This is a genomic window from Microbacterium lacus (assembly GCF_039531105.1).
GTDB classification, from domain to species: Bacteria; Actinomycetota; Actinomycetes; order Actinomycetales; family Microbacteriaceae; genus Microbacterium; species Microbacterium lacus.
Map to the genome: position 1 here is coordinate 184,463 of NZ_BAAAPK010000001.1, position 25,011 is coordinate 209,473.

At 63.4% G+C, this 25,011-nt stretch carries 24 protein-coding genes; 13 read left to right on the forward strand and 11 right to left on the reverse strand.

Annotated features, from left to right (window positions below; all coding sequences use genetic code 11):
• Positions 1 to 24 precede the first annotated feature (24 nt).
• Positions 25 to 744, forward strand: coding sequence for a potassium channel family protein (locus tag ABD197_RS00860; RefSeq protein ID WP_344050634.1), 720 nt, complete (start codon positions 25 to 27; stop codon positions 742 to 744).
• Positions 745 to 1,044: 300 nt separating this feature from the next.
• On the opposite strand, the gene ABD197_RS00865 is transcribed toward ABD197_RS00860, so the two are convergent.
• Genes ABD197_RS00865 through ABD197_RS00875 form a run of 3 tightly spaced genes read right to left on the reverse strand, consistent with a single transcriptional unit; the run spans position 1,045 to position 2,631 of the window.
• Positions 1,045 to 1,719, reverse strand: a complete 675-nt coding sequence (locus tag ABD197_RS00865) for a hypothetical protein (RefSeq protein WP_344050636.1) — start codon at positions 1,717 to 1,719, stop codon at positions 1,045 to 1,047.
• A complete protein-coding gene (locus ABD197_RS00870; protein WP_344050638.1) occupies positions 1,716 to 2,030 on the reverse strand; it encodes a hypothetical protein in 315 nt (104 codons plus the stop codon). Before ABD197_RS00870 ends, ABD197_RS00865 begins: the two co-directional genes overlap by 4 nt.
• Positions 2,011 to 2,631 (reverse strand): hypothetical protein, encoded by a 621-nt coding sequence (locus ABD197_RS00875; RefSeq protein WP_344050640.1) that lies wholly within the window; start codon positions 2,629 to 2,631, stop codon positions 2,011 to 2,013. Before ABD197_RS00875 ends, ABD197_RS00870 begins: the two co-directional genes overlap by 20 nt.
• Positions 2,632 to 2,945: 314 nt before the next feature.
• On the opposite strand from ABD197_RS00875, the gene ABD197_RS00880 reads away from it, so the two are divergent.
• Positions 2,946 to 3,857: a hypothetical protein gene (locus ABD197_RS00880; protein WP_344050642.1), complete on the forward strand. Its 912-nt coding sequence runs from the start codon at positions 2,946 to 2,948 to the stop codon at positions 3,855 to 3,857.
• A gap of 119 nt (positions 3,858 to 3,976) precedes the next feature.
• Here the strand turns inward: ABD197_RS00880 and ABD197_RS00885 are convergent, their stop codons facing one another.
• Entirely contained in the window at positions 3,977 to 4,783 is an 807-nt protein-coding gene (locus ABD197_RS00885) for a thermonuclease family protein (RefSeq protein ID WP_344050644.1), read from the reverse strand.
• 719 nt (positions 4,784 to 5,502) lie between these two features.
• On the opposite strand from ABD197_RS00885, the gene ABD197_RS00890 reads away from it, so the two are divergent.
• The gene (locus tag ABD197_RS00890) at positions 5,503 to 6,468 is read left to right on the forward strand and encodes an alpha/beta hydrolase (protein WP_344050646.1); all 966 of its coding nucleotides are present in this window, start codon (positions 5,503 to 5,505) and stop codon (positions 6,466 to 6,468) included.
• 118 nt (positions 6,469 to 6,586) lie between these two features.
• Here the strand turns inward: ABD197_RS00890 and ABD197_RS00895 are convergent, their stop codons facing one another.
• Both ABD197_RS00895 and ABD197_RS00900 read right to left on the reverse strand, forming a co-directional pair.
• Entirely contained in the window at positions 6,587 to 7,570 is a 984-nt protein-coding gene (locus tag ABD197_RS00895) for a helix-turn-helix domain-containing protein (RefSeq protein WP_344050648.1), read from the reverse strand.
• Between the two features lie 582 nt (positions 7,571 to 8,152).
• Positions 8,153 to 8,713, reverse strand: coding sequence for a TetR/AcrR family transcriptional regulator (locus tag ABD197_RS00900; RefSeq protein WP_344050650.1), 561 nt, complete (start codon positions 8,711 to 8,713; stop codon positions 8,153 to 8,155).
• Positions 8,714 to 8,857: 144 nt separating this feature from the next.
• Between ABD197_RS00900 and ABD197_RS00905 the strand changes: the two genes are divergently transcribed.
• From ABD197_RS00905 to ABD197_RS00920, 4 genes are all read left to right on the forward strand, one after another.
• Complete coding sequence (locus ABD197_RS00905; protein WP_344050652.1) at positions 8,858 to 9,640, forward strand: nuclear transport factor 2 family protein; 783 nt, start codon at positions 8,858 to 8,860, stop codon at positions 9,638 to 9,640.
• A 117-nt stretch (positions 9,641 to 9,757) separates the two neighbouring features.
• Entirely contained in the window at positions 9,758 to 11,059 is a 1,302-nt protein-coding gene (locus ABD197_RS00910) for a C-glycoside deglycosidase beta subunit domain-containing protein (protein ID WP_344050653.1), read from the forward strand.
• 111 nt (positions 11,060 to 11,170) lie between these two features.
• On the forward strand, positions 11,171 to 12,334 hold the full coding sequence (locus ABD197_RS00915) for an FAD-dependent monooxygenase (RefSeq protein WP_344050655.1): 1,164 nt from the start codon (positions 11,171 to 11,173) through the stop codon (positions 12,332 to 12,334).
• A gap of 39 nt (positions 12,335 to 12,373) precedes the next feature.
• Positions 12,374 to 13,867: a GH39 family glycosyl hydrolase gene (locus tag ABD197_RS00920; protein ID WP_344050657.1), complete on the forward strand. Its 1,494-nt coding sequence runs from the start codon at positions 12,374 to 12,376 to the stop codon at positions 13,865 to 13,867.
• 329 nt (positions 13,868 to 14,196) lie between these two features.
• Here ABD197_RS00920 and ABD197_RS00925 read toward each other — a convergent pair whose 3' ends face one another.
• From ABD197_RS00925 to ABD197_RS00935, 3 genes are all read right to left on the reverse strand, one after another.
• Entirely contained in the window at positions 14,197 to 15,408 is a 1,212-nt protein-coding gene (locus ABD197_RS00925) for an STAS-like domain-containing protein (RefSeq protein ID WP_344050659.1), read from the reverse strand.
• Positions 15,409 to 15,601: 193 nt separating this feature from the next.
• Positions 15,602 to 15,829 (reverse strand): hypothetical protein, encoded by a 228-nt coding sequence (locus tag ABD197_RS00930; protein ID WP_344050660.1) that lies wholly within the window; start codon positions 15,827 to 15,829, stop codon positions 15,602 to 15,604.
• A gap of 559 nt (positions 15,830 to 16,388) precedes the next feature.
• The gene (locus ABD197_RS00935; protein WP_344050662.1) at positions 16,389 to 16,793 is read right to left on the reverse strand and encodes a DUF6869 domain-containing protein; all 405 of its coding nucleotides are present in this window, start codon (positions 16,791 to 16,793) and stop codon (positions 16,389 to 16,391) included.
• A 130-nt stretch (positions 16,794 to 16,923) separates the two neighbouring features.
• Between ABD197_RS00935 and ABD197_RS00940 the strand changes: the two genes are divergently transcribed.
• Positions 16,924 to 17,046, forward strand: a complete 123-nt coding sequence (locus ABD197_RS00940; protein WP_344050664.1) for a hypothetical protein — start codon at positions 16,924 to 16,926, stop codon at positions 17,044 to 17,046.
• A gap of 45 nt (positions 17,047 to 17,091) precedes the next feature.
• Positions 17,092 to 17,448 (forward strand): hypothetical protein, encoded by a 357-nt coding sequence (locus ABD197_RS00945; protein ID WP_344050666.1) that lies wholly within the window; start codon positions 17,092 to 17,094, stop codon positions 17,446 to 17,448.
• A 143-nt stretch (positions 17,449 to 17,591) separates the two neighbouring features.
• On the opposite strand, the gene ABD197_RS00950 is transcribed toward ABD197_RS00945, so the two are convergent.
• A complete protein-coding gene (locus ABD197_RS00950) occupies positions 17,592 to 17,969 on the reverse strand; it encodes a hypothetical protein (protein WP_344050668.1) in 378 nt (125 codons plus the stop codon).
• Between the two features lie 629 nt (positions 17,970 to 18,598).
• Here ABD197_RS00950 and ABD197_RS00955 point away from each other — a divergent pair.
• A complete protein-coding gene (locus ABD197_RS00955) occupies positions 18,599 to 20,842 on the forward strand; it encodes a hypothetical protein (RefSeq protein WP_344050669.1) in 2,244 nt (747 codons plus the stop codon).
• A gap of 235 nt (positions 20,843 to 21,077) precedes the next feature.
• Here ABD197_RS00955 and ABD197_RS00960 read toward each other — a convergent pair whose 3' ends face one another.
• The gene (locus ABD197_RS00960) at positions 21,078 to 21,674 is read right to left on the reverse strand and encodes a recombinase family protein (RefSeq protein ID WP_344050670.1); all 597 of its coding nucleotides are present in this window, start codon (positions 21,672 to 21,674) and stop codon (positions 21,078 to 21,080) included.
• 471 nt (positions 21,675 to 22,145) lie between these two features.
• Here ABD197_RS00960 and ABD197_RS00965 point away from each other — a divergent pair, with 471 nt between their 5' ends.
• From ABD197_RS00965 to ABD197_RS00975, 3 genes are all read left to right on the forward strand, one after another.
• Positions 22,146 to 23,120 (forward strand): nucleoside hydrolase, encoded by a 975-nt coding sequence (locus ABD197_RS00965; protein WP_344050671.1) that lies wholly within the window; start codon positions 22,146 to 22,148, stop codon positions 23,118 to 23,120.
• 98 nt (positions 23,121 to 23,218) lie between these two features.
• Positions 23,219 to 24,100 carry an eIF2B alpha/beta/delta subunit family protein gene (locus ABD197_RS00970; RefSeq protein WP_344050672.1) on the forward strand — a complete coding sequence of 294 codons (882 nt, stop codon included), beginning with the start codon at positions 23,219 to 23,221 and terminating at the stop codon, positions 24,098 to 24,100.
• Positions 24,101 to 24,170: 70 nt separating this feature from the next.
• A complete protein-coding gene (locus tag ABD197_RS00975) occupies positions 24,171 to 24,977 on the forward strand; it encodes an AIR synthase related protein (protein WP_344050674.1) in 807 nt (268 codons plus the stop codon).
• The last annotated feature ends 34 nt before the right edge of the window (positions 24,978 to 25,011 follow it).

A 25,011-nucleotide genomic window follows, 5' to 3' on the forward strand; every position in this document is an offset into this window, starting at 1 on the left:
CGGGGGCGTTGGGATAATCGCGGGATGTATGGACCACGTCTCGCGAGATGGGACAAGGCGGCCGAGTGGCCGCTGACCATCGCCGCCATCCTCTTCCTCATCGCCTACGCGACCCAGATCATCGCTCGACCGGACGGGTTGCTCAGCGTCGCATGCGAGCTGCTCCTCTACGTCACGTGGGCGGTGTTCGTGATCGACTACCTCACCCGCCTGGTCATCACCGAGAGCCGGTGGCGGTGGTTCTACCGGCACCTGCTGGACCTCGCGATCGTCGTCCTGCCGATGCTGCGCCCGCTGCGGCTGATGCGGTTCCTGACCGTCCTCGCCCTCATCGGACGCAACACCGGCAACATGCTTCGCGGACGCGTTGTCATCTACACCGTGGGTGCCACCGTACTGACCGTGCTCATCGCCAGCTTGGCGGTCTTTGACGCCGAGAGGGGCATCGGGGACATCAAAACCTTCCCCGACGCAATCTGGTGGGCGTTTGTCACCATCACCACCGTCGGCTACGGCGACTTCTACCCGATCACCCTGACCGGAAGGATCACCGCGGTCGGACTTATGATCGGTGGGCTCGCGCTGATCGGTGTCGTCACCGCGACTCTTGCCTCCTGGATCGTGGAACGCGTCGCGGACCAGAACACCAAGACCGTTCACGCCACCGAAGAGCAGGTGGAGCAGCTCCGTCTCGAGATTAGTGAGCTCAAAGACCTTGTCAGAGGACTCCGCCCCGCCGGTTGACGGCGTGTTCGCCCTGCTAGCGTCGAGCCGTGACGCGCGAACCGGGGTCCGGTGACAGACGCATGCGGCTGCGCTACGCCGACACCTGCCGACTCCGCGCCACCCCCCTGCCCGCGGGCGCAGAGGCGGTTTACCAACGTGAATCGAGGACCGTCCGCTGCCTCACCTGCGCGGACAGACCCGTCACGTTGGACAGCGGCGTCGCGGGCGCATCGGCACGCCAGTCGACGTTGGCGATCGGTTCGACCCCGGCGTGCGCCGTAGCTGGTCTCGTATCCGGAACCGGTGCCAGATTGAGGACTATCCGACCGCTTCCCGCTCTACCGCGTGGATGTATGGGTGGTCCCGCACATCCTCGTTAAGAGGGCGCTTGCCGCCACGTGGCGTGCGCTTTATCGCGCGCGTCGACGCAGCCCATTCCCGAAACACGTCCGCCTGATCATTCGGCATCACTCCGACCTGGGTGGCATGCACCACAGCATCATCGAACGTCGAGCCCATCAAATCTGTATAGCTGGGTCCGTCGCCAGCGTCGCGCGTGACGTACTCCCACAAATCCACGACCGAACCGGCTTCATGATTTGCCGCGAGCATGCGCTGGGCCGCGGTGCGAGTCCACTCCAGTGAGACACGCTGGGCAGCCAGATCGGCAGCGCCTGCCCGATCAAGCATGAGACGGACGTGGAGAATTTCGTGGTCTCGCACTGCCCGCTCTAGCTCAGATTGCAGAGGTATCGGACCATCCTGCGCGACCCGCAGAGGAGACACATCAAGATCCGTCGCGGGCTGCGGCTTCTCGTAGGCTCGACTCAACTCGCTCTGCAACCCCTGCAGCGCAGCAGCCATCCGCTGAAGGGAATGAGCAGCCTGCCGCTCGGCAATCAACTCAGCGCGGCGCTGACGCACGACCATAACGATGCTCGTCGCCAGAACGAAAAGTACTGCGCCGATAAGCACGTACTCCAGTCCCGTCATCGCTTTCCCTTCCCTATCGCAAGAAGCGCATCGAGCTTGCCACTATTCTCGTCCGTTTTCGTGCGCACGTGGGCCACGTCTTCTCGGACCATCGCCAGCGTGGATTCCAGGACACTGGCTACGGTAGCTGTTGACGACTTAGCAATCTCAGCAGTCGTGTTGTCCTGTGGGAATATTTTGCGGGCGAGCCCGGGGCCGAACGCCACTACGGCAGCCGTGAGCAGCGACAGGAGAGCTGCCCAGAACTCTCCGCCCCACATATCCGCCTGCTCCGCGACGGCGTTTGTGGACTCACTCAGTAGGAAGTCCATGGCCCCACCCCGGAATACTCATGTCGGCCGACGCCGCGACCAGCCTCCCGGCGCGCGCCCGAACCGCTGCCAATGCCCGTTCCAGTGGCTCAAGTTCTGCAAGATTCAGTTGGAACACGACGGCACTGACACCACCAGAAACCGGTGAATCAAACTCCATTCGGACCGTAACAAATGGCGTCGCAACCACGGTGTCATCTGCCGCATCCGTCACGCGTAGATCAAGTGCGAGACGGTGACTCGTCAGAATGGGGAGGTAGCCGTCGCGCTCTTCGATGCCCTTGATTCGAGTCGTATCGTCCGGGCCTGGGTTTATGGCCGCAATCAGTCGAACTATTCGTGCATCCTCGTCGGGGAACGCTGCCCGGAGCTCAGCTTCTACGCCGTCAATGCCGTCTCGAACCGCGGCTTCGTACAAAATGCCAAGCGCGCGCTTTCCGACTTGATCGCTGGACTGAACGGGCTCGTTACTGAACGTGGCTGTCAGCTCGGCCATCGCACCATCGCGGAAGGCAGCAAACTGCTCATCGCTCAGGTCGAGAAGCTCCCGGACCGTATTGCGGAACGACTCAACCTTGAACAACGGCGCAAGGCGCGTCATCTCATGCCCCCATCACCTTCGCGACGATACACGATACGCGTGAAGCCTCCGGGCCCGCGCCAGTTCGCGACCGAGCAGAGCTGATTCACGCGGCGAATGTAGTCAGCCTCATCGACATCTGACCGACTGAAGTGACTTTACCCGCCTTGAGACGTCGAGAGCCGAGCGGACTGCCCTTCGCCAGCGCTTCGTCCAAGCGCCCCGTCCGTTCCAGGATCGCCTTGGCGTCACGAACGCACGAAGCCCTCCGAGTGGCGCCCGACTCCCCCGACTGGAGAGAGTCGCCTGTCCGCGGTCGGCTCTACTCTCTTGGGGTGACCGACGACCGAGGCAACTACGGCTTTCGCTCCGAATCGGTCGAGGATCCCCAGGAGCTACGGAAAATCGCCGACTTCCGGCGGCGCATCCGACAGATTCCCCTGCTGCTCGAGTCGTGGCAGAAGTTGAGTGACAGCGAGCGGCTAGCGGACTCTCAACTGGCACTGGATGACGAGTTCACGGCGTGGCGCCACTTGTCGTCGGGTGTGAACTACTCACTGAACTTCGCGTCCGACAACCTACGGATGCTCCACCAGATCCACCGTGAGGACGCCGCGGATCCGCTCCCGTTCGTCGCAAGCTACCCACTTGCGAGATCCGCGCTCGAGGCCGGCGCCCTCGCTCACTGGGTGCTTGCTCCGGACGATCCGCGAGAGCGCGTGGCACGTCATCTGCGGAACGCCGCGAGGGAGCTTTTCGAGGAGACCTCGCTGCGGAACTACGCGTTCGAATTGGCGGACGAAGCGCCGGACCTGATTGGAATCTCACGCTCCAAGCTCAGCGAGCAGCGTCGACAGCTGACCGCATGGAGAAAGAAGCACAGCGGACAAATTGCGGAGTGCGCCAGCCGAATCGGGATCACCTCTCCGGTCGGTGGGCGGCGAGTAGGGTTTGCAGATATCGTCGGCGACGCGACAGAGGCCGCAGGACTTGCCCGATGGCACGGGGTGCTCGTCTGGATGCAGATCAGCGGACTCACTCACCCATCTTTGATGCGCGCTGTGAGCACTCTCGCAATGACGGAGGAGCGAGACAACAGCGACGGCACGGTGAATGTGCTGATGACCAGCACGACCGACACCGTCTCCTCAGCTGTCATCGCCGCTGTCATCCAGTTCCGCCAGGCGCTCACCGTCCTCAGGACCCGGAAGCAAACAAGCGGAGATCGAGCCGACTACCGGCGCTAGTCGGAATCGATCGGCTGACGCGGAGGTGAGCGTCCGTCACGTACAGGCTATGAGTCGCGCCCGCGACGTGCCGTGAGCGTGCAATGCACGCATAGGGATCCGCATGCGGGAACGGATGGCTACCTTTCGCAGACCCAGCCGTCGTTGTCGCGATCCTGATACCAGTTGTATTCAGGGTCCACCCCGGCCTGGTAGTCGCCGTAGCCGTTGTCGTTGGCCTCGCCGCAGGTGCGGAACTGCGGGTCAGTAGCTGGTGCGGCCGGTTCGACGAACGGCACCGGTTCGGCGGGCGCGGGCTCGGCCGGCGCGGGGTCCGGCTCCGGCGCGGGCTGAGCGGGCATCTCGTGCACACCATCCAGGCCGATGTACTCCGACTGGAGAGGGTGGGTGCCGTAGCCGTCGCGGCCGTCATATCGGGCGATCGCCCGCCCTGTGCTGAGCATGTGGGAACCGGCGTCCTGACCGCCGACTCTGACGTACCGAAGCAGCCGGCCGTACTGGTCGGTGTCGTCGCGGCCATCGACGGACACGAGCGTGATTGGCCCGGTTGCGAGGAAGGCGGCGAGTTCCGCGGATGCTTCTGCGTATCCCCATGCTCCTTCCTCAGGCGAGTCGATTCCGATGAGGCGCACGGTGCCTCCGCTGGTGTCGATGGTGTCGCCGTCGACCACTGCGACGAGGGTCACCGCAACGTCCGTCGGTGTGGGCGTCGGGGTGGGCGTGGCTGAGGCGGAGGTCGTCGGGATGGAGACGAACTCTCTGGCCTCGGTCTCCGGGGACCGCGTGAGCACGACGTTCGCGAGGCTACCTGTCATCAGGAATCCCACGGCGGCGACCGCGGTCACCCAGGTCGCGACCTTGCGGCTTCGTAACCGCAGCCAGGTCGGCTTGTTGCGCACAAGGCCGACGATCCCCGTGATGAGCACGACAAGGAATAAGACAGCAAAGATCGGCGACAGGAGCACAGCGAAGCCGAAGACAACTGCTGCAATGACGATCCACGCCCACGTGGGTAGACGTCGCTTCGCCGGTCGAGGCCCGCCTGCGGGCGGAGGCGTGAGTCCGTCAAGTGGCGCGGTCGACTTCGGCATGCTCATCCCCCAAGATGCTGGGGACGGTGTTCCCCGATTGAGTAGACCCTACCTGTATCGGACTGCGCCGCCGAGTCGTCCTCAGGCAAGCCAATCAACGCGTCACAACAGCCACAGTGGGATACGTCGACCGCACCCGCATCATCGCCACCACCAAATACAACACGCCCGCAAGAAGGCGAGGGGCCGTTCCAGCCTGCTTCATCTCCGACTTGGAACGATCAGCGACTGCCAACCGCGTGCCCGGCGCCCAGCCGCGTGCAGTCTGAGAAACTCTCAGTTGGCCACGCCTATCGCGTCGTGATCCTGGCTCCGGCTGCGCGCCGAAGCTGGGGCAATAGCGAACGCATGCCTGCGGCGAGCTCCACTTCATGTTTTATCGCAACGACTTACTGGACTGATGTTTCGGCGCACCCGACCCACCGGGAACAGAGCGGCGACCGCACCGCCGTCTGAGCGGTTCCGGCCACAAAGCGGTGACGAATGGCGGTTGATCATGGCTCGGCGCCCAAGCACGCTGGGGATGACACACGCTGTGGCCCTTGGAGGAACACATGACAACGACTATCCCCGCTCCCCCGTTCGACGCCGAATTGGGCGCGGCCCTCTCAATCGCGAACTTCCCCGCAACCCAGACCGTCGAGATGATCCCGATATTGCGTCAGGGCTTCCCGGGGATGAAGCCCGTGGATGAGCTCTTGGACGAATACGGCGTTGACCGGCGCGACCTGACGATCTCTGGGCATGGCGGCGCTGATATCGATATAAGCATTCTCACGCCGCGCAATCACGAGCATGCCGGCCCGGGCATTTACTACATTCATGGCGGCGGAATGGTTTCGGGTGACCGGTTCGCGGGCATCCACTTTTGCCTGCCTTGGGCGGTCGAGCATGACGCAGTCGTCGTGACCGTCGAGTACCGTCTAGCGCCCGAGCATCCGGACCCGATCCCGGTTGAAGATTGCTTCGCCGGCCTGCAGTGGTTGGTCGAACATGCCGATGAGGTCGGCGTCGACCACGACAGGCTGCTGGTCTTCGGCGGCAGCGCTGGGGGCGGGCTCGCCGCCGGAACGACGCTGTTGGCCCGGGATCGAGGGATCGGCGGCACCCTGATCGGGCAGGTGCTCATGTGCCCGATGATCGACGACCGCGACACCACGACGTCGAGCAAACAGATTGACGGGATCGGCGTCTGGGATCGTGGATCGAACGTCATGGGTTGGACCGCGCTGCTCGGCGACCGCCGCGCCGGCGATGACGTTTCGATCTATGCCGCGCCCGCACGCGCTGCCGATCTCTCGGGCCTGCCGCCGACCTTCATCGACGCGGGCTCCGCCGAAGTGTTCCGTGACGAGGCCGTCGACTACGCATCGCGCATTTGGGCCGCCGGTGGTTCCGCGGAGTTGCATATCTGGTCAGGCGGATTCCACGGCTTCGAGGGCTTCGCACCGCACGCAGCCCTGTCGATCGCATCCGCGGCCGCCCGCGACAGCTGGGTTGCCCGCCTACTGGGCGTCTGACGAGACCGATCCGCCCGGCTCGCTGGAGGGCAGGCTTAGCGCGAAGCCGTCCGCACGACAAATACGGCACCGCCCGACAGAATTCGCTGTGGGGCGGTGCCGCGTCAGCCGGGACCGGTCATCCCGCCCCGGTGCCCCGCAGCCGGAGCACGAGGCGGGCAAGCTCGTAGCGCGTTCGCCCAATTGGCGAACGCGGGTCATACCCGAGCTGCGACTCGAACGCCTGCTGACGCGCTTGCATCGTCGAGTGGTGCATGTGCAGCGAGGCGGCTGCAGCGCGCACGCTCTCCGAACCGACCAGCGCGTGCAGGACGTCGCGTTGGCGATCGTCAAGCTGCGCCAGGGCCGTGACATCGGGAGGCGGCGGACTAGCTTCAAGCAGCTCCGCCGCGGCGGTGAGGAGGATGCCTAGGGACTCCGCATCCACAACAGGAGTGTCGTCATCCGTGAGCCGAAACGCGAGCTCAGCCGTGCGAAGCGAGGTAGGGAGTTGGTCCGCGCGAACGCGAACGCCGACGCCGCAGCGCGATACTTCCACCGTCTCCCTGTCTCGAGCGACGAAAACGCTCAGAACGCCGGCCGAGGTGAGGGTAGTGGTGGAGATCGGCAACTTGTCAGTGACGCCCGCCGGCGTCAGCAAGACCCTCACCATCGTCCCGGGTGCGAGGCCTACACGTCCCAGCGCCGACTCACGCTCCTGCGCGCTCCTCGTCGGGTCGATCGCGACGTCCACAGACGATCGTGTAGGCGAATCACGCCGCGAGGCGGTCACCGCGGCGACCGCGAATCGCTCCAAGAGCATTGCGTCGTTGGGCCGCGCCTCACCAACGCGCTCGATCCACACCTGGACCTCCATCGACTCGATAGCCTGGTTGCCCTGCACAGCCGGATCCGCGTGGAGCCGACGCCCGTCCGGAGTGAATCGCGCGAAGCGGCGCGGCGTGCGCGCTCCCGCCGGCACTCCTGCCATCGCCGCGGCTGCGCGCACGATCGCCTCGACCCCGAGTCCAGCAGCCATTAGCGCATCGAAGTACGTGACCACCCGAAGTGTCTCCGTCGCCTCCGGATCAAGTTCCGTCAGCCTTCCGATCAATTCCTGCATGTCCGCACCGTTGCGTCTTGTCGATGGTTCAGTCGGCGGACGACGCGGCGTCGACTCTGTCAAATTCGACGCGCGTCATCTGAGTGGGGCTCCGCTTGTCCATTCGCGGCCTGCAGATTAACGGGCTTCGCCAAGTAGTTTGCGACATCCCTACCAATAATGCGCCGCATCAACCTATCTGCGAACGACACCATCGAAAGCGCATCAAAAGCGGCCTGCTGTTCTTGCGCCATGGACACGAGCGCCAATGCAGTTTGTGCGCTGGAGGATCCCTCAGCGGGCAACGGTCGCGAGATTGTCAACAATCGTCTCGCACTAGGAGGAGTCGTCGACCGGATCGTTGAGGTCCGGGCTGAGGTAGGTGAGCGGGCAGCTTCATCAGGCGGAGCTTGTGGGAATCGCGGCGTTGCAGTCCTTTGAGCCACGGGTGATCCGGCTGTCAGTTTTCGCAGTCGCCCGCACGACTGTCCAAGGTCCCCTGCGCTCTTTCCGGGCTGCCCACGAGCAGGCCCCTTACTGAATGGTTCTCGGCTTGACGTGACTATCGTGAGCCAGACGGGCTTGGTTGTCTGGACGGAACGCTCAGGCGCGTTTTGAGCTTTGCGTGACGAGGAGGTTGAACATCGTTTCGAGTGTGCCTGTCATCTCGTCAGCACTTTGCGTTTCTGATCGAAGGAAGAGCTGAAGCGCGAGGCCGTCGCGTAGAGCGATGAGGCCGGATGCGAGCTGGTCGGTGTCGATGCTGGCGACCAGGGTTCCTCGTTGCTGCATGTCGGTCAAGGTCACGCGGAGGTCCTGATGGATCCGTGTGTAAACCTCGTGGAAGAAGTCATGAGCAGGATGCTCGGGACGGATCGCCTCTGCGGCGAGTTGCGTGAACATGGCCGTTATCCCGGGGGCGGCCGCATTTGCCCGCACTACGGCGACGATCGCCTGGAAGGGCGAGCCGGACTCCCTCAGCACACGCTGGAACAGTTCCTGATCGGTCTCATCTCGTTGGCGTAGCAGCGCCATGAGGAGGTCTTCCTTGCTCCGGAAATGGTGGAGAAGCCCCTGTCGGGAGATCCCGCAGGCGTCGGCTATCTCCTGCAGCGTGACGCCATCGAAGCCTGCGCGACCGAAAGCGCGGGTCGCCTCGACCAAGATCTGCTTATGCCGAGCGCGTCCCGGAGCGTACCCGCTTCCCGTTGACACGCTCTCACCTAACCACAAACGAATACTTACGACAAAGTAGGTATTCGTGTTATCGTCGCCGCGTTGACAACCGCTATGCAAAGGAGCTTCACCGTGTCCGACACCACCACTGCGGCATCTCTCGAGGAGATCACCGCCGAACTCGCCCGTCTGCGTGATGAGGTCGGCGCTGCGCGCGCCCTCGCGCAGCGCGCGGAGGACCGCGGCCAGGTCGAGAACCTGTTCAACCGCTACATGTGGCTGCACAACGCGTTCGAGGACGAGCAGATCATCCCGCTGTGGGTGAAGGAGGGCACGGAGGGAATCCGCGCTCGCTACACCAACGCTGGCCAGTACACGACGTGGCAGAGCGTGACCGACTACCACCGCGGTCGTCCGCACCCGGAGGGCAAGCTGATCCTGCACGCGACCACGACCCCCGTGATCGAGGTCGCCGCCGACGGCGAGACCGCGAAGGGCGTGTGGATGATGGCCGGCACCGAGTCCGGGCTGACCGACCCGAAGGTCGCCGAGGCGTTCCCTGACATGTACTCGCCCGAAGAGGTGCTCGGCAAGAAGGTCTGGGCGCACTGGGTCTGGTGCAAGTACGCCATTGACTTCCTCAAGCAGGACGGGGAGTGGAAGTTCTGGAAGTTCCGCTGCTACGAGCTGGCCCGTGCGCCGTTCGAGGAGAACTGGGTCAGCTTCGGTCTGAAGAACCAGGGCGCCTTCGACCTCGACCTGATGTACTTCGGCGACGACGGCAAGCCCGTCTTCATGCCGCCCGCCGACGAGCCCGCGCCCGACAAGAACCACCCCTACAGCCCCCAGACGGTGCAGAAGCTCGAGCCCGTCCCGCCGGTCGCCCACGACCGATTTACCGACACCTTCGCCTGAACCACTCCCCGCGAAGTTCCCTGAGCTCCACCCAGACTGACCACGACTAACCAGTGGGGTGAGCATCAGCGCGATCGCTCATGCTCACCCCATTTACTCATCGAAGGAATGACACTGATGCTGCTCGAACGTGACCTCATCCAATCTGTCGGTTTCCGTAACGTCCGGGAGGGCGGGGAGATCACGGGCTTCCAGTTCCGGGTGCGGATGCCGTCGTACCGCGGGATGGCCGCAAGCCTGATTGACGGCATCGGGGTAAGCATCCCCGGGATTGTCGACGTGGCGGCTGACGTGCCGCTATGGACCCTGCAGGGTCAGACGCACACGCTTGCGGAGTTGTGGGAGAGCGAGGATCTGCGGTGGCCGTTGGAGGATGCCGCGGTCATCACCGTCCCCCTCCCTGGCGGCCTCCCGGACGGGATACATGAGGTGTCGATCGATCTGCGGTTGCGGATGTCGTACATCCCGACCGAGCACCAGCCCAGCCGCTACCAGGTCACCAAGCACGTGACACTCTCGCCCGAGGCCGACGGTGCTCCGTTCAAATACGGCGTGAGTCTCTACAGCTTCATGGGCGACTACGGCACGGTGCTCGACCTCGAAACCGCGATGGCCGGCATTGCCGACATCGGTGCGACCGGCATCGAGATCCTCGGTGAGGGTCACATCCCGAACTACCCGAACCCGTCGCAGGAGTGGGTGAATGACTGGTTCCGCCTGCTCGAGAAGTACGGCCTCGAGCCCACGAACTACGGCTCCTGGATCGACACCCGGCTGCACTCCAGCGGCCCGAACGGCCGCGACATGACCGTCGAGGAGGGCGCGCAGCAGCTCCAGCGCGACCTGCGGCTCGCGAAGCGGCTCGGGTTCCGGTTCGTCCGCCCGAAGATCGGCGTCGTCTCCAGCGACCTGGTCCCGCACCCGATCTGGACCGAGGTCGTCGAGCAGTCCCTGCCGCTGGCCGAAGAGCTCGACGTGATCATCTGCCCCGAGATCCACTCGCCCACCCCGATCAAGCACGAGGTCGTCGACGAGTACATCGAATTCATCACGCGCACCGGGACCAAGCACTTCGGCATCCTGATCGACACCGGCATCTTCCAGGACCGCCCGATCCCGCTCAAGCCCGGCGAGCTGCCCGGCCGGCGCCCGGCGTTCCTGGACGGCATCGGGGTCGACCCGGCCGACTTCGCCCACGTCGCCGAGCACGTCGTGTTCATCCAGGCGAAGTTCCACGACATCGACGAGACCCTCGAAGACCAGCAGATCCCCTGGGAACCGGTGCTGCGCGCGATCCGCGACGCCGGCTACACCGGCTACCTCTCCAGCGAATACGAAGGCGAACGCGAGCCCTGGCGCTCGATCGAACAGGTCCGCCGCCAGCACTCCCTCATGCGCCAGGTCGCCGACAAACTCTGAGACCGTCCTTGTTCCCGCTTGAACATCTCATGTCAGAGCCGTCGTTCTGATCAGTAATGCCTTCCCGTCCTCGGGCTCTTCGTCCGGACGGTTCTCAGAAAGGAGTACGTCATGTCAGAGCCGCTGAAGGTCCTGATCGTCGGTGCCGGTATCGGCGGCCTGACCACCGCCACCGCCTTGGCCCAGATCGGTGCTCGGGTCGAGGTCATCGACGACAAGCCAGAGATCAGCGTCGCCGGCGTCGGCTTCGGCCTCCGCATCAACGGCCTCCGAGCGGTACGCGACATTGGCCTGCTGGACAAATGCCTCGCGATGGGCCACCCCGCGCCGGGGATCGACAACTATGACGCCGAGGGAAATCTGCTCAGCACCATGAGCTATGGGTCGCAGGACGAAGGCCTTCCGGGCTGCGTGACGATGTCGCGGGTCGCTTTCCTCGAGCTGGCCACACAACACGCCCTCGACAACGGCTGCACCTTCCGTATGAGCACGACCGTCACCGATCTGACGCAGGATGACGACAAGGCGGTGGTCACTTTCAGCAGTGGCGACCAGGACGAGTACGACCTCGTCCTCGGCTTCGATGGCCTCAACTCGCAGATTCGCCGCGACTACTTCGGCGAGAAGTACGCTCCCCGCCCGGTAGGCGGCGTGGCGTGGCGTGCGGGGCTTCCGAATCGACGCAAGATCATGCAGCCGATCATCTGCCAAGGCTACGGCGGCAAGATCATGCTCACGCCGCTGTCGGAGGACACGATGTACATGGTCCTCACGGTGGCCGAGGAGGGGCGCCCCCGGTACGACACGGACTACATGGCCCAAATTATGCACGATCGCGCGGTCGCCCTCACGGGAGGATCCGAGTTCCTAGCCGACGCACTGGAGGACCTCCTTCACGCCGAGAATGTCGCCTACACGCCCTACTCGACCGTGTGGGTACCGTACCCGTGGTTCCGCGGCCGCGTGATGATCATGGGCGACGCAGCACACACCATGACTCCGTACCTGGGGTCGGGAGCCGCCATGAGCATCGAAGACGGAGTCGTCCTCGCTCAGGAGCTCGCGAAGGATCAGTCTCTGCTCGATGCCCAGCTCAACTTCATGAAGCGTCGCCTGCCGCGCGTCCGCGCGGTCCACGACCGCTCGATCGAGTCGATGCTCGAGGAGTTCGACTCCGTGACGCCGGAGGCGTACCGCGATCGCATCGAGCACCTCCGCCGCGACGAGCCGATCGCGAACGAATACGCGAACCGCCTTCTGCGGATGCCGTACTGAGCGGCTGAAACCCGCCCCCTCACTCTCAAGGAGAAGCTCGTGTCGCGAACCGACGAATCGTCCCCTGCCGGCGCTCCTGCGCTGGCTTCCCCCACCCGAGTGCTCGTCGTCGACGCCGGTGAGGAGAGTACCTTCCGGCCGCTGAACGGCGTCGGAGGCATCCCCGGGCCGGTCGCCGGTTACCCGCAGTTCCCGGACATGACGCCACTGTGGCGCGACGCGGGGGTCACGGTCGTCCGGTCGTTTGACTGGGTCTCACGGCTCGACACCCGCAACAACCCGACAAGCCTGTTCCCCGACTGGGACGCCCCTGTCGACGATCCCGCGAGCTACAACTTCGCAGCGACGGACGAGTGGGTCGAGTCGGTGCACTCGGCCGGTGCCGAAGTCATGTTCACGCTGGCCAGCTCGATCCCCTCCAACAAGCTCCCCGCACAGGACATCGACGCCTACGGACGCGTCGTGGAGCACATCGTGCGCCACTACTCGCAAGGATGGGCGGGCGGGCCGTCGACGCCCATCCGCATCTACGAGTTCGGGGATCAGCCCGACTTCGGACCCCTGCACTTCGCGGGGCGGCCCGAGGAGTTCTACGCCATGTACCGGGCGTTCTGCGAGGCGGTGCGCCGCGTCGACCCGTCACTGACGGTCGGCGGTCCGGCTCTCGCCTTCCCCCTCGAGGCCGATGCACCGTACCGGGAGGGCTTCCTCGAATTCGTGCGCGAAAACGACCTGCCGCTGGACTTCTTCTCCTTCCTCTGGTTCACGGACGGGAGTCGCGATCCCCTCGACTACCGCTACGTGTCCGCCGAACTGCGTGCGCTGCTCGACCACCACGGATTCACCAACACCGACCTGACGCTCTGCTACTGGAACTATCTCGCCGTTCCCAGCAGCACCGCGCCAGCGGCGGAGAAGGGCGCCTTCCAGGCAGCGACGGCGATCTACCTGCAGGACACCGTCATCGACCACGCGTTCTTCTTCCGCGCCGACAGTGGCCGAGACCCGCACTACGGCATCCTCGACCCGGGCGGCGTCGGAACGGCGGACGACGATCCCGACGAACGGTCCCGCGCCCTCGCCCTCGCCGGACGAGCACTCACGGGTCACCGCCTCGCGGTCACGGGTGGGGATGAATCGGGTCTCGCCTGCGCGGCCAGTCGGGACGGAGATGTCGTCCGCGTGCTCCTGGCCAACTACGTCGCCCCCGACGTGGCGCTGATCGAAAGGACGGAAGATCGCTTCACATTCCGCATCCCCATCGGCGCTGAGCGCATCGAGCTGGGCCTCACCCTGCCGCCGCAACGGTCTGAACTCGCGTCCGCCGGAGTAGCATCCGCCCGCATCGACATCCGCAACCTTCCCTGGCCTGGGCGAACGGTAAGCGTCACGCGCACCTCGACGACCGGGGCAGTCGAGGGCCCACACGACGCACGGGTGTCCGACGCCGGCGACATACAGCTCGACCTCGACCTCGCACCTCAGTCGGTGTATCTCGTGGAGCTCCAGGCGCGCTGGTCGGACTGGCGGTAGCCGACAGTTCGATGCAGGCTGAACCTATTGGCCATGCGTGTTCGGTGAGGAATCCCTGAGCGGGTAGCGGCAACTAGCTTGACGACACCCGTCTCGTTGAGCGGCCGTCGAACGGCAATCGCCAACGGGACGATGTGTTCAGATTGTTGGCCAGAGCCTCGTTTGAATAGCTTGCGAGAGCGAATCGTGCCGTGAACCGTAGGCTTGGGCCGCGGTCGCGGTCCGACATCTGGGCGATGCGCAACCGGATCAACCCCTCCGCCGGCGTGGACGTCGGCGCTACCTGCGCTGTGGCACCGAGGTGAGGTCTGTCGGCTCGCCCGACACTGCTACATGCCGGACTCAATTCTGAGAGCGATGGCACGTTCGATCAGGCCACGATTTGTGGGAGAGGCCGAGTCCACGAACACGCGACGCCGAAACTCAAGCTCGCCCAGCTCGACAGCCAGTTTTCCTAGTACCTCATCGGCAAAGCTGGATGAGATGACACCCACTCCCGAGAAGTCCATGACGATCATGTCTGCACCAGCGACGAGGTAGTTGTTCAAACGCGTCCGCACTTCTGCGCCTTTTGCTCGTGAACCCAGGGCCTCCTCGATCTCAAGTACACCCACGCGGTGGTACCCCTCTGGAGCCTCGATTGCTTCGAGGAAGCTCCCGCCAGCGGTCCGACCACCGAGTGCGTCCTCGATCCTCACTGGAGCAGCACAGTGCAGCCGCCAGTCGACAAGCGTGGCGTGATTGTCTGAGGCATCGAGCAACGGGCGATTGAGGTCATTTGATCCGGGACTATCCGGATCATTGGACCAAGTTCCGCGGCCGGAGACGATCCGGAGACGCCCTCCATTAATCTCCGATGCTCTCGCGAGCCCGTAGAGGCCGTTGCCTTGATTCAGCTTCCCCTTGCTCGTCACCCCTTGCTGGACGGCGTACTCGATTGCACTGCGGGCGTCGCGGACTTTAGAGCGGTCGACTCCCTCGTGTGGAGAAAGGGCAAGTGAGCGCTGAATGCCCCCGCCGCTATCGCCAATCGCAATGACGCACTGCCGGGTGCTCTTATGAAGCTGCATCATTACGAAGCCAGCTTCGGCACCGCTGTGCTGGAACACATTGTCCATCACTTCGTACAAGCACCAGTTGAAGGTGTCGACCACGCCATTCTCGCAGCGCACCTGATCCACGAGAGCCTCGACGAACTTGTCCGCGATTTTCTGAGCCTCTTCCTCGCTTCGGTACATCCAAACGTTGTGCGTGAGGTGTGTCTCGTACCGGACGAAGCGGTCAATCGTCATGGGCTCAAAAACGTGGGTCCGCTGTAGGTCGGCCGATTGAGCACCGACTGACACGTTGACACCCTTGTCTCGGAAGTGCTGGTAGGCGGCAGCGAAAGATACCGCGCCGTCTGGGTAAATGCCCGCCACATTCGAGGCATCAAGTTCGAGCTTGTCGTCGGCCGGCACATTGCGAATCGCCCTAATGAAATCAAGAGTCGTAGTCTCACGAAGGTCGTAGATGCGCGACACCTGTGCGTGTAGAGCCATCGATCCCGTCCTCCGCAGTCATTGAGATCCGACTGTATCTCTCACCGCCGACGCCTGCGAGATCGGAAGAACCGCGAGTCGTAGTCGATCCCTCAACGAAAACTGGTCGCACGATCGTCACCAATCGTCTCGATGAGGGAGCCTTCAGTGATCGATGCCCGCTGCGACCCGGGCGCTGAACGCGTCCTTTGGGTCAAGCGCCATTCGCGATCAATTGCTCGACGGCCTTCTTGCCTGCGGCGGTGACTTTGTATGTCTTGCGGGCCTGACGAGACTTGCCTGACTTCTTGAGTTGGAGGATCAGCGAAGGCTTCTGGCTGATTAGTGCACCCATCACGTGTGCCGTGTCGGTCACGCCGTGCCCGAGGTCTTTGAGCATCTTGTTCAGCTCCAGCGAGCCGAATGCCGTCTTGCCTTCCATGTACTGAACCCAGTACGCGGCGACGAGCAGCCGGTTGGGGTTCGTGGAGGGACTAGCCGCGTCGTAGAGGTCGGCGAAGTGCTCCCAGTCCTCGTTGCCCCCACCGCCGTTCCCACTTAGATCGGACTCGTCCAGATCGCCCTCGTCGTACTCACCTTTCGAGGATCCGGGCCTTACTGCGATCGTATGGGATGACTTCCACGCCGTGGATGATTATCGAATTCTTGCGCGCGCCGTCTTCGTTGGTTCACAAAGCACCGACTATGCCGACCGATGGCTGGGGCGCTGAAAAGGACGGCGTGGCGTTCGACCGTGGCTCCAACGAACTTTGTGGGGGCCTACACCGCACCCAGGTGTCGTTGAGGCTCAGAACGCGTTCCACTCCGTGTTCAGGTAGTCCGTGGACACCGTGATTATGTTCCGCGATACGAAATAGTCGTCGAACTTGAAGCCAGTGGTCACCCGTGCACCGGACGCCAAGTGCCGACTCAAGGTGTTCGAATGCCGGTCCGTCACCGCGACAGATGTTGTCCTAGATGGGATCCCTCTACGTGCGGTCTCACCAAAGCGGACCTCGGTGCGCCTCGATGAGACTGGCGACCTCTGGGTCGACGTCGCCCTCACCCCACCAGACGCCGGCCAGCAGCTTGCGGAACTGCCACCGCGCGTCGGCCAAGTGGATGACCCTATCTATGATCACCGGTCCGTGGTTCTTCAGTAGGTCCTCGAGGGGGCCAGCCGCCAGGACGGCAAAGTACTTGTCGTCTGGGTCGTCATCGACGGCGTTGACGACCTCAACGATGGCATCAAGCACGATCGTCGGGTGCCGCATCAGCTCAAAGTCGTGATCAAGGTCGGGTATCGGATCGGTCTCGTCGAGACCTGTCCCATCAGCCCACTTGGCGATCCAAGCGTCCGCTATCTGCCGGGGGCTCCACCGGTGGATTTCGTCGACTTGTTCCACGACGCAATCGTGTCAGCGCACGGAGCCGTCCGGACGGACATGACGCCCGATTCCATCAGGATCCACTATCGGACGTCTGTCGCCGGAGCGACCGATGGCACTTGCGACTCCGAGGTACGACACTCAATGGATGACCCATTCGCGGAACAGAAGCACCGAGCATCGCATCGCCGTCGTCTTCGCAGCCGTCGGCATGGTCCTCGTCACCGCATACGCCGCGTTGGCCGCGTTCCAAATTCTTGTCCTCAACTAGCTTGCCGCGGCCCCGGGCAGAAGGCTCGATCAGATCCACGCAGACATGGCCGCGGTCGGCGAGTCACTGAACACGCCCATAACGGCAGGTATCCTGGGCCTTGGAATCGGCCTCGCGATCATCTTGTTCGTGCTCATCGTCGTCCGCCCCGACGCGACTCCCTTGGCCGCAGTGTTCGGCTACCTCGTGTTGCTGGCGTTCGGAGCGCCGGCATATTTCATCGCGTCATTCGGAGCCGGGATGGGCCTCGCTGACACCTACATGATCAGTGGCGCCGACTACTCCCCGTGGGCCCGCCCCCTGTATCTGACCAGTTTCCTCGCGCTCTTCGCCGTCCTCACGATCGGTGCCGTCGATCTCACGCGCCGTCACCGTCGGGCGACACCGCCGGTTGCAACCTGACCAACTCGCGACCGAATCCGCCGCTGCGACGGGCAACAACCCGCTCGATGAGCCAGAGAAGGATCCGCCTATGCGGCCGAACCTCTCGAGGATGAGGACCCGCTTCCGAACAGGCGTCAGCCGCTCACCAGTGCGACCTCGAGCTACGGGGCGATGCCCAGCACCGTCAGCAACGCGATAACGAGGCCGATGAGCACGAAGATTGCGCCCCCGATACGACAAAGCCAGAGGTAGTAACTCCGCGGCATCGCCAGCAGTCGCGAGTGCCGAGTAAGGCTCTCGTTCCGAGTCCACATCATGTCGCCGATCGACGACGCCTTCTTGACGAACACGATGCCCATCCCAATGGCGAAGAGCGACCAGAGCAACATGAATAAGCACCCGAGAGTCATCCGGCTGACCGGAGGCTGGAGGTGCGCGGTGCTGCCGGCATCGCGGTGCGGCGGCCAAACAGCATGATCATTGCCCGCGAGCGCTTCGTCGTCTGTGCGAGGTCTTTTGACATCGGCTTGACGATACACGCGGGGACACCGCACTGAGCCGGCACCCAATCACCACCACCGCAGTCCACGGATCGACCTCGCAAGAGGATCCATAACCGGGCGTTGCTCGCAAGCGGTCCGACGCGCACGGTGGTCAGCGCGTGCTATTGGGATCCCGATGCGAGCCATGCCCGTAGCGCTACCGCTCCGAACGCCTAACGCGATGCAGATGGGAATGGACCGGACTGTGGGTCCCACGACGGCCCAGGAGTGATGATCTTCCGGGACCCTGCAGCGTCATCGGTGATCGGAGCGCATACCGCTGATGCCCATGAACAGCGCTGGAAGTGAGATCCTGGCGCCGTAAGCTACGACGAAGACCCTCAAGGATGGAGTGCCCGACTGAAGGCGAAACTAGAGCCGGAAGCGATCCGTTCGACCCTCGCATTCGCCGGGCTGTACCAACTCGTCCACGAGATGATCAAGTCGTCAGTCCTCGAAGACCTGAAAGGCTTCTGCGGGCAGAGTCCACTCGTGACAGGTGAGTGGATGTGGGGCGATGACGCTCTACAGCTGTGCCGCACTGGTCCTGGCAACAACTCGGCGTGAGTTCGATCGATGGTGGGACCTCATGGACCGTCCGTCTTGTTTGCGACAGACTGACCAGCGTGAGCGAGCAATCGTCCAGCGTTGGCGTTTCGGGCCCACGCGAAACTAACGACAGTGAAGTCGACGCAGGGTTGATCGGCGCTGGTCTCACGCTAGAGGGTATTGCGGACACCCACGAGACGCAGTTCGACACTGCGGTCGTTTTGGTTCACGGGATCGGCCGACAACTACGGTCCGAGACGCTGCTCGAATGGTGTGAACCGCTCACCAGAAGACTTGACTATTTGATGCGGCATTCGGGTGGCGCTACGCAGATCACGGACTCACGTATAGCCGGGAGTACTCGCGATGAGGCCCGAGTCGTCGTGCGCCTAGACCAGCCGAGCGGAACTCGCGACATCATTTTTACTGAGGCGCGCTGGGCAGACTCATTCCTGCCACCATCCGCGAAGAGCTTGCCAGGGTGGGTCGTTCGAAACGGATTTAGGGCAGCGCTACGACTTGCCATGCTGCTACTGCGTAACTCTCTCGGCACGTGGCGATCCATGGGTCGTGAACTGGTCCGGCCGGTTGCTGTCCCTTTCGTGGCCTTCGGGCGCACGCGGGGAGTTGAGGATGCGGCGCCACGCATCATGGCAGTGCGTCCATATTCCATCTTCCGGCTATATGCGGAAATGATCTTCATCTACGCCGGTGCGCTATTTGCACTCGTCATGTCACTAGTGGGCGCAGTTGCTCTGGTGATCGTTGGTTGGATTCTGCCTGCGATAGCCGTGCTTCTAACCTTCCTCCTTGTAGTTCTCGTGCGTATCCCTGGCCTAAGCCGCTGGCTACGTGGCGCGGTCCTGCTGCTGACAGATTTCATCGGCGACGCGGCGGTGTGGACCGACCAGCCCGTGCGAGCGGAAGCGATGATGAATTGTGTTCGCGACGAGGTGCGGCATGCTAATCGCTGCGCAAAGCGAACGATCGTCATAGCGCATTCGCAGGGAGCAGCGATCAGCGCTCGGGCCCTCCTCGGCTCTATAGACATTAGAGTCGATCATCTTGTAACCGTCGGAGGTGCTGTCGACCTCTTAGCGGGTGTGGGTTGGCAGGGCTCGCAGGAAGTGACGCCGGACCCTGTGGTTGCGTGGCAACGGCGAAGCGCAACTCGCTGGACAAATATTTGGGCTGGTTTCGACCCCGTTCCTGCGGGGCCAATCTCGCCTCGCGGGCTGAAGGGCTTTCGGCGTAGCACGGCGCGCTGGAATGCTGTCGACGCATGTAGTCAGCGACTATCCATTGCGTGGCTGAAGGTAGCGAACCAAGAGTTCGGGATTGATCCTTCCAAGCTTCGATTCATGGAGACCTACGCCGCTCTTTCAATGTCATTTGCTCATGCCCAAGTGCGCAAGACGGCGAAGCGTTCAGTGGCGAAGCAGTTGAAGGCAGGGCAGAAGACTATTGACCGGCTCTTACCGGACGCGCGAATCGAGATGATCAAGAAGTACAAACTTCAACCCGGGCCCGAGGAGAGGCGGGTGCAAAATCTTGGATCAGTGATCAGCGACCACATCGCGTACGCCAAGAACATCGCTCAGGTCATTGATCCGATCGCCAGGAGTGTGATCCTGGAGGATGAGACGGGGCGAGTGACCGAAGCCAGGAGACTCTCCAACGATCACGCGCGCGCGGTACGACTGCTTGTTCTACTCAGGTTGCTAGCGTTCATTGCATCGGTAGCGAGCGCGCCGCTGATAATTGCGTGGATTCCTTGGCTTGCGACCCCTGATGACATGAAAGACATCACGAGCGGAAGCGCCGTGTGGTCATTCATTGTCGCGACTCTCGAAAGCTCCAGTCTGTGGCCCCTCGTCACGTTGAGCGCGGTCTCTCTTGTCCTCTATGCGATCCTTGCCGGTCTCGTCGGCGGCGTCTGGAACATTTGGGTCAACGATATTGCTTGGAAGCGTGACCGAAAGCATCCCCTCTTCGGGTTGCTGAAGGTACTTCCATTTGCGCTTGTCTTCCTCTTTGTGGCGCCGCCAGGCACATTCCTCGGCCTCCGCGCGGCAATCAACATCTACAACGACTGGTTTAGACAGATCCCTGTCTTCTCATGGGCTCCTCAAGTAGACGCTTCGACAATTGCGCTAATCGTGATTTCGGTGATTGTGCTGGTTGTCATGCTGATAGGTGCCCTGCTCGGGGGAGAGTATGCGACCCTCCCGGAAATTCGAGCCACGGTGGGTCAGACTGAAACGATCCGCGTTTCGCCACCCGCTGGCCCAACTGAAGACGCAGTCTCTCGGTCGGACTGAGTGCCTTCGATTTCGACGTCTGGCACTTTCGACCCGCTGTCTTTCGCCGCATTGTCTGAATGAATTTGGAACGTCTGTGCGCTGTGGTCTGCGGGACCGCCGTGGTTTGGCTCAGCGCCAGCCGCCTCCGTGCTTGCATAAAGCCATTTCGGGCTACCTGGCCCGGTTCTCATGCGGCGCCCAACCCGCCCGCAAGCCGGTCCGCCAGCGCGCCACCGGCCGTAGCGTCACCCGGCTAGGGCCGGCCGCTCCCCACAGTCCGATTCTGTCGCTCGATGGTCCTGTAGATCGTGGAGCGGGCAACGTTGAACAGCTCGGCGAGCTCGGCCGTTGAGTGAGTACCGGCGTTGTGCAGTTCCATCAAATGACGTTGCTGAGGCATGGATAGTTTCGGCTGCTTCCCGCGAAGCCGACCCTTGGCCTTTGCCACCTGCATCCCCTCGCGGGTTCGAGCTCGGATCAGATCGGACTCGAATTCGGCGACCATCGCAAGGACGTTGAAGAGAAGCCTGCCCACCGGATCGAGTGGATCGTGCACCGAACCACCGATGCTCAGCTTGACGTGCTTCGCCGTCAGCTCGTCGACGATGTCCTTCGCATCGCGAAGCGAACGAGCCAGCCGATCCAGCTTCGCCACCACGAGCGTGTCGCCGTTTCGGCAGGCAGCCAGTGCTTCACGAAGGCCGGGTCGTGCCCGGTTGGTGCCGGTCAGCCCATGGTCAGTGAAGATGTAGGCGGGGTCGACCCCAAGGTGCTCGAGGGCGATTCGTTGGGCGGTCAGGTCTTGTTCGTATGTGGACACGCGAGCGTATCCGATCAGTAGTTCATTCATGCCCGAAGACTTCTCTTGCGCAGCCGAGCCGACTAGAGGCTGTGACCTCAGCACCACCGTGGACAGGCGGCGAAACGAAGTGGGCGTCTATAGCTCGATGAGGCGCCCGCATTGGATGGCTAATCGCGGATCCTGCCGACACTGCGCGTCGTTCGAACGACCCGTGCGTGGACCACCGATCGTGGACTTCTTGAGCGGGCTCGATCAGTTCTTGTCTCGGGGTGCTCTGAGCCGAATGTCGCGGCGGCGGACTGCGTCAAGTCCGCGTCGGGCGATGTCACTGACCCGAGCGTTGTCACGCGAGGCGCGCTCTTCCTGCCGGAGCTTATAAGTTGCGGCCTATCGTCAGCCTTGAAAGCATCCTGGACCGCAGCCCGGTGGCACTGGTTGTCTCAGAAGAAGCGGTAATCCAGCACGTCCGACCCAAAGCCGGCATCTCCGGCGAGAAGAGACACCATGGCTCGACGCGTAGTGCTCGACTGCGACACCGGCACCGACGATGCCGTCGCGATCATGCTCGCGGGCCTTAGCGCCGAACTCGAGCTGGCCGCTGTGACGACAGTGAGAGGGAACGTCCCCGTTGACGTGGTTACAGAGAACACGCGCCGCGTGCTGCAGCTCATCGGCAGGTCCGACGTGCCGGTGTACGAGGGAGCCGCTCGTCCTCTCGAGCGTGACGACTTTCCCGTGCCCAAGGCACAACTCACCGGGTTCGAGATGCACGGGACGTATCTCGATCTGCCCCCGGCATCCGGTCCGCCGGAGGACGCCTCCGCGACAGACTTCCTGATCACCGAAGCTCGACGACATCTGGCCGACGGATCGCGATTCACGCTCGTCGCTACCGGCCCGCTCACGAATGTCGCTCGTGCCGTCCGGTCATTCCCGCCCATGACGCACGCGATCGACACGATTGTTGTCATGGGAGGGGGGCATGCCGTGTCGAACGTCACCGCCGCCGCCGAATTCAACCTCTGGGCCGATCCGGAGGCCGCGGCGGAGGTCCTTTCCGCAGGATTTTCGGATCTGCTGCTCGTGCCGCTCGACGCGACACACCGAGCGCTCCTTAGTCGCGATGACTGCTCACGGCTGCGGGCGGCTGGGACCCCTGCCGGCATCGCGTCGGCGCAGCTCGTGGAGCAGCGCATCGTCGGCCATGATGACTCGCAGCCGATGGCGGAGCGAGGGACGGCGCCCGTGCACGACGCAGTATGTGTCGCGGCCCTGCTAGATCGGCGGCTGCTCACGACCGTCGAAGCGCATGTTGACGTCGAAACCCAGGGCCGCCTCACCGTCGGGCGCAGCGTGATCGATTTGCACCACCGCACTGGAAGGAAACCGAACGCGCGTGTAGCGGTCGATGCGAGCCCCGTGCGACTGATGGCGCAGCTGCTCAATGCCTTCTCGTCTCGCGAGCCCGCGCCAGACGGCCCCGTGTCGCGATAACAAACGCGTTATCGCTACACGGTTCTTCGTCTTGGACGGGGGTCTTGAGCACATGTGAGGCTCGGTCGCGGGACATCACCCCAAAGAAAGGAACGCCCGTGGACCGCCTCGAAGAAGTTCGCATCGCCATCGCCGAGAACACTGTGCCGGGGGGTAGCGCGTTTGGACGCGCTGCGGCCGAGGTGATCATCCTGACCCTTCAGGCGCAGAAGCCGAGCGATGCGGCGACGCTACGCGCGGTGCTCAGCGAGACCACCAACTGGCTGATCGCGACCAAGCCCTCGATGACCAGCGTGCGCACCGTCTCCGACATCGCGTGGAGTCGCGTCGACGATGGCGCAGAGTCAGTCATCTCTGCGATGGCCGAGTTCATCGCGGAGTCCGAGCAGGCGATCAAGTTGATCGCCGCACATGCCGGTGACGTTATCGCTCCGGGGAACACCGTGCTGTTCCACTCCTTTAGCGGCTCACTTATCAACGTCCTCCGGCGGGCCGGCCAGAGCACGCCTGAGCTCACGTTTGCTTTCACCGAGTCTCGTCCGTATCGCGAGTCGAGGCGTGTCGTGACGGCCCTCTCGGATCTTCCCGTCGAGTTCGTCGGATACAGCGACGCAGCAGTGGGCGTCGCGGCCAGCCGCGCCGATCTCGCGATCGTGGGTGCCGACGCCTTGTTCGCTGACGGATCGTTTGCGAACAAGACCGGCACGCTGCCGCTCGCCCTCGCCTGCCGCCACTATGGTGTCCCCCTCTACGTCGTCAGTGAGGTCTCCAAGCTCTACGAGGGCGATCCCGCCGACGTCGCGATGGAGCAGCGGCCGTCCGAGGAGATGCATGAGGGCTGGGAGATGGCCGTCTCCGGGCGCGTGCACATCACGAACCAGTTCTTCGAGGTCACCCCCGCCGACCTTGTAACGGCCTACCTCACCGACAAGGGACGACTCGCGCCGTCAGAGCTCGCGCACGCGACTATCGGAGGGTAACCCACGGCGACAATGATGGGTCACCCGCGGTGATAGTCGTCGCGGCGACGGAGGAGGAACAACGATGAACGTGAGCGAGATCCTTTCGGGACTAGTCGGACCGCAGTCGTGGAGCGGTCTCGGACTTACGGTCACCCGATTGCGCGACCTCGTGATAGTCGACCTCGGATCTCGGTCGCTCGTGATCGCGTGCGACTCGAACGCCTCAATCGGCGACCTTCCCGCTGATCACCTCAAACAGGACCCTCGCATCACCGGCTATAGCGTTGCCAAGGTACCGCTCATGGAGGTTCTTGCTGTCGGCGCGACCCCGTTCCTCATCGTCGACAACTTGTGCTGCGACCTACTGGTCACGGGCGTCCGGATTCTCCAGGGAATCAAGGACATCGTCGACGAGGCTGGCCTGGAGGTGATGATTACGGGGTCTGACGAGTCGAACATGCCCACCAGGCAGACAGGCGTCGGGATTACCGTCATGGGCGTGCTCGACACAGCGGCGCTGCGTGTCGGCACCGCCCGTCCCGGAGACGAGCTGTGGGTGGTCGGGCGCCGCCGCTCGGGCATCGGCGTCGATGCGTACGCCGAGCGGGACGGAAGCACGGCATCCGCGGTCCACGTCGCCGCGGCGACACGGCTGCCGGGCGTTCACGAGGTGCTCCCCGTCGGGAGCCATGGCATCCGGTTCGAGGCGCTTGAACTCGCGCGCACGGCGAACGCGGGCGTGCAGCTCCGCGACGACGTCGACACCGACCTGGGGGCGTCTGCCGGGGCGAGCACGTGTTTCCTCGTCGCGTGCGACCCTGAGCGTGCCGACGGGCTCAGGTCGCTCGCCCTTCCCCTCGAACTCGTCGGGAGCGTTCGCTCCACCGAAGAATGACCTCGCGCCGCCGGCGCGTCAAGACAAGGAGTCA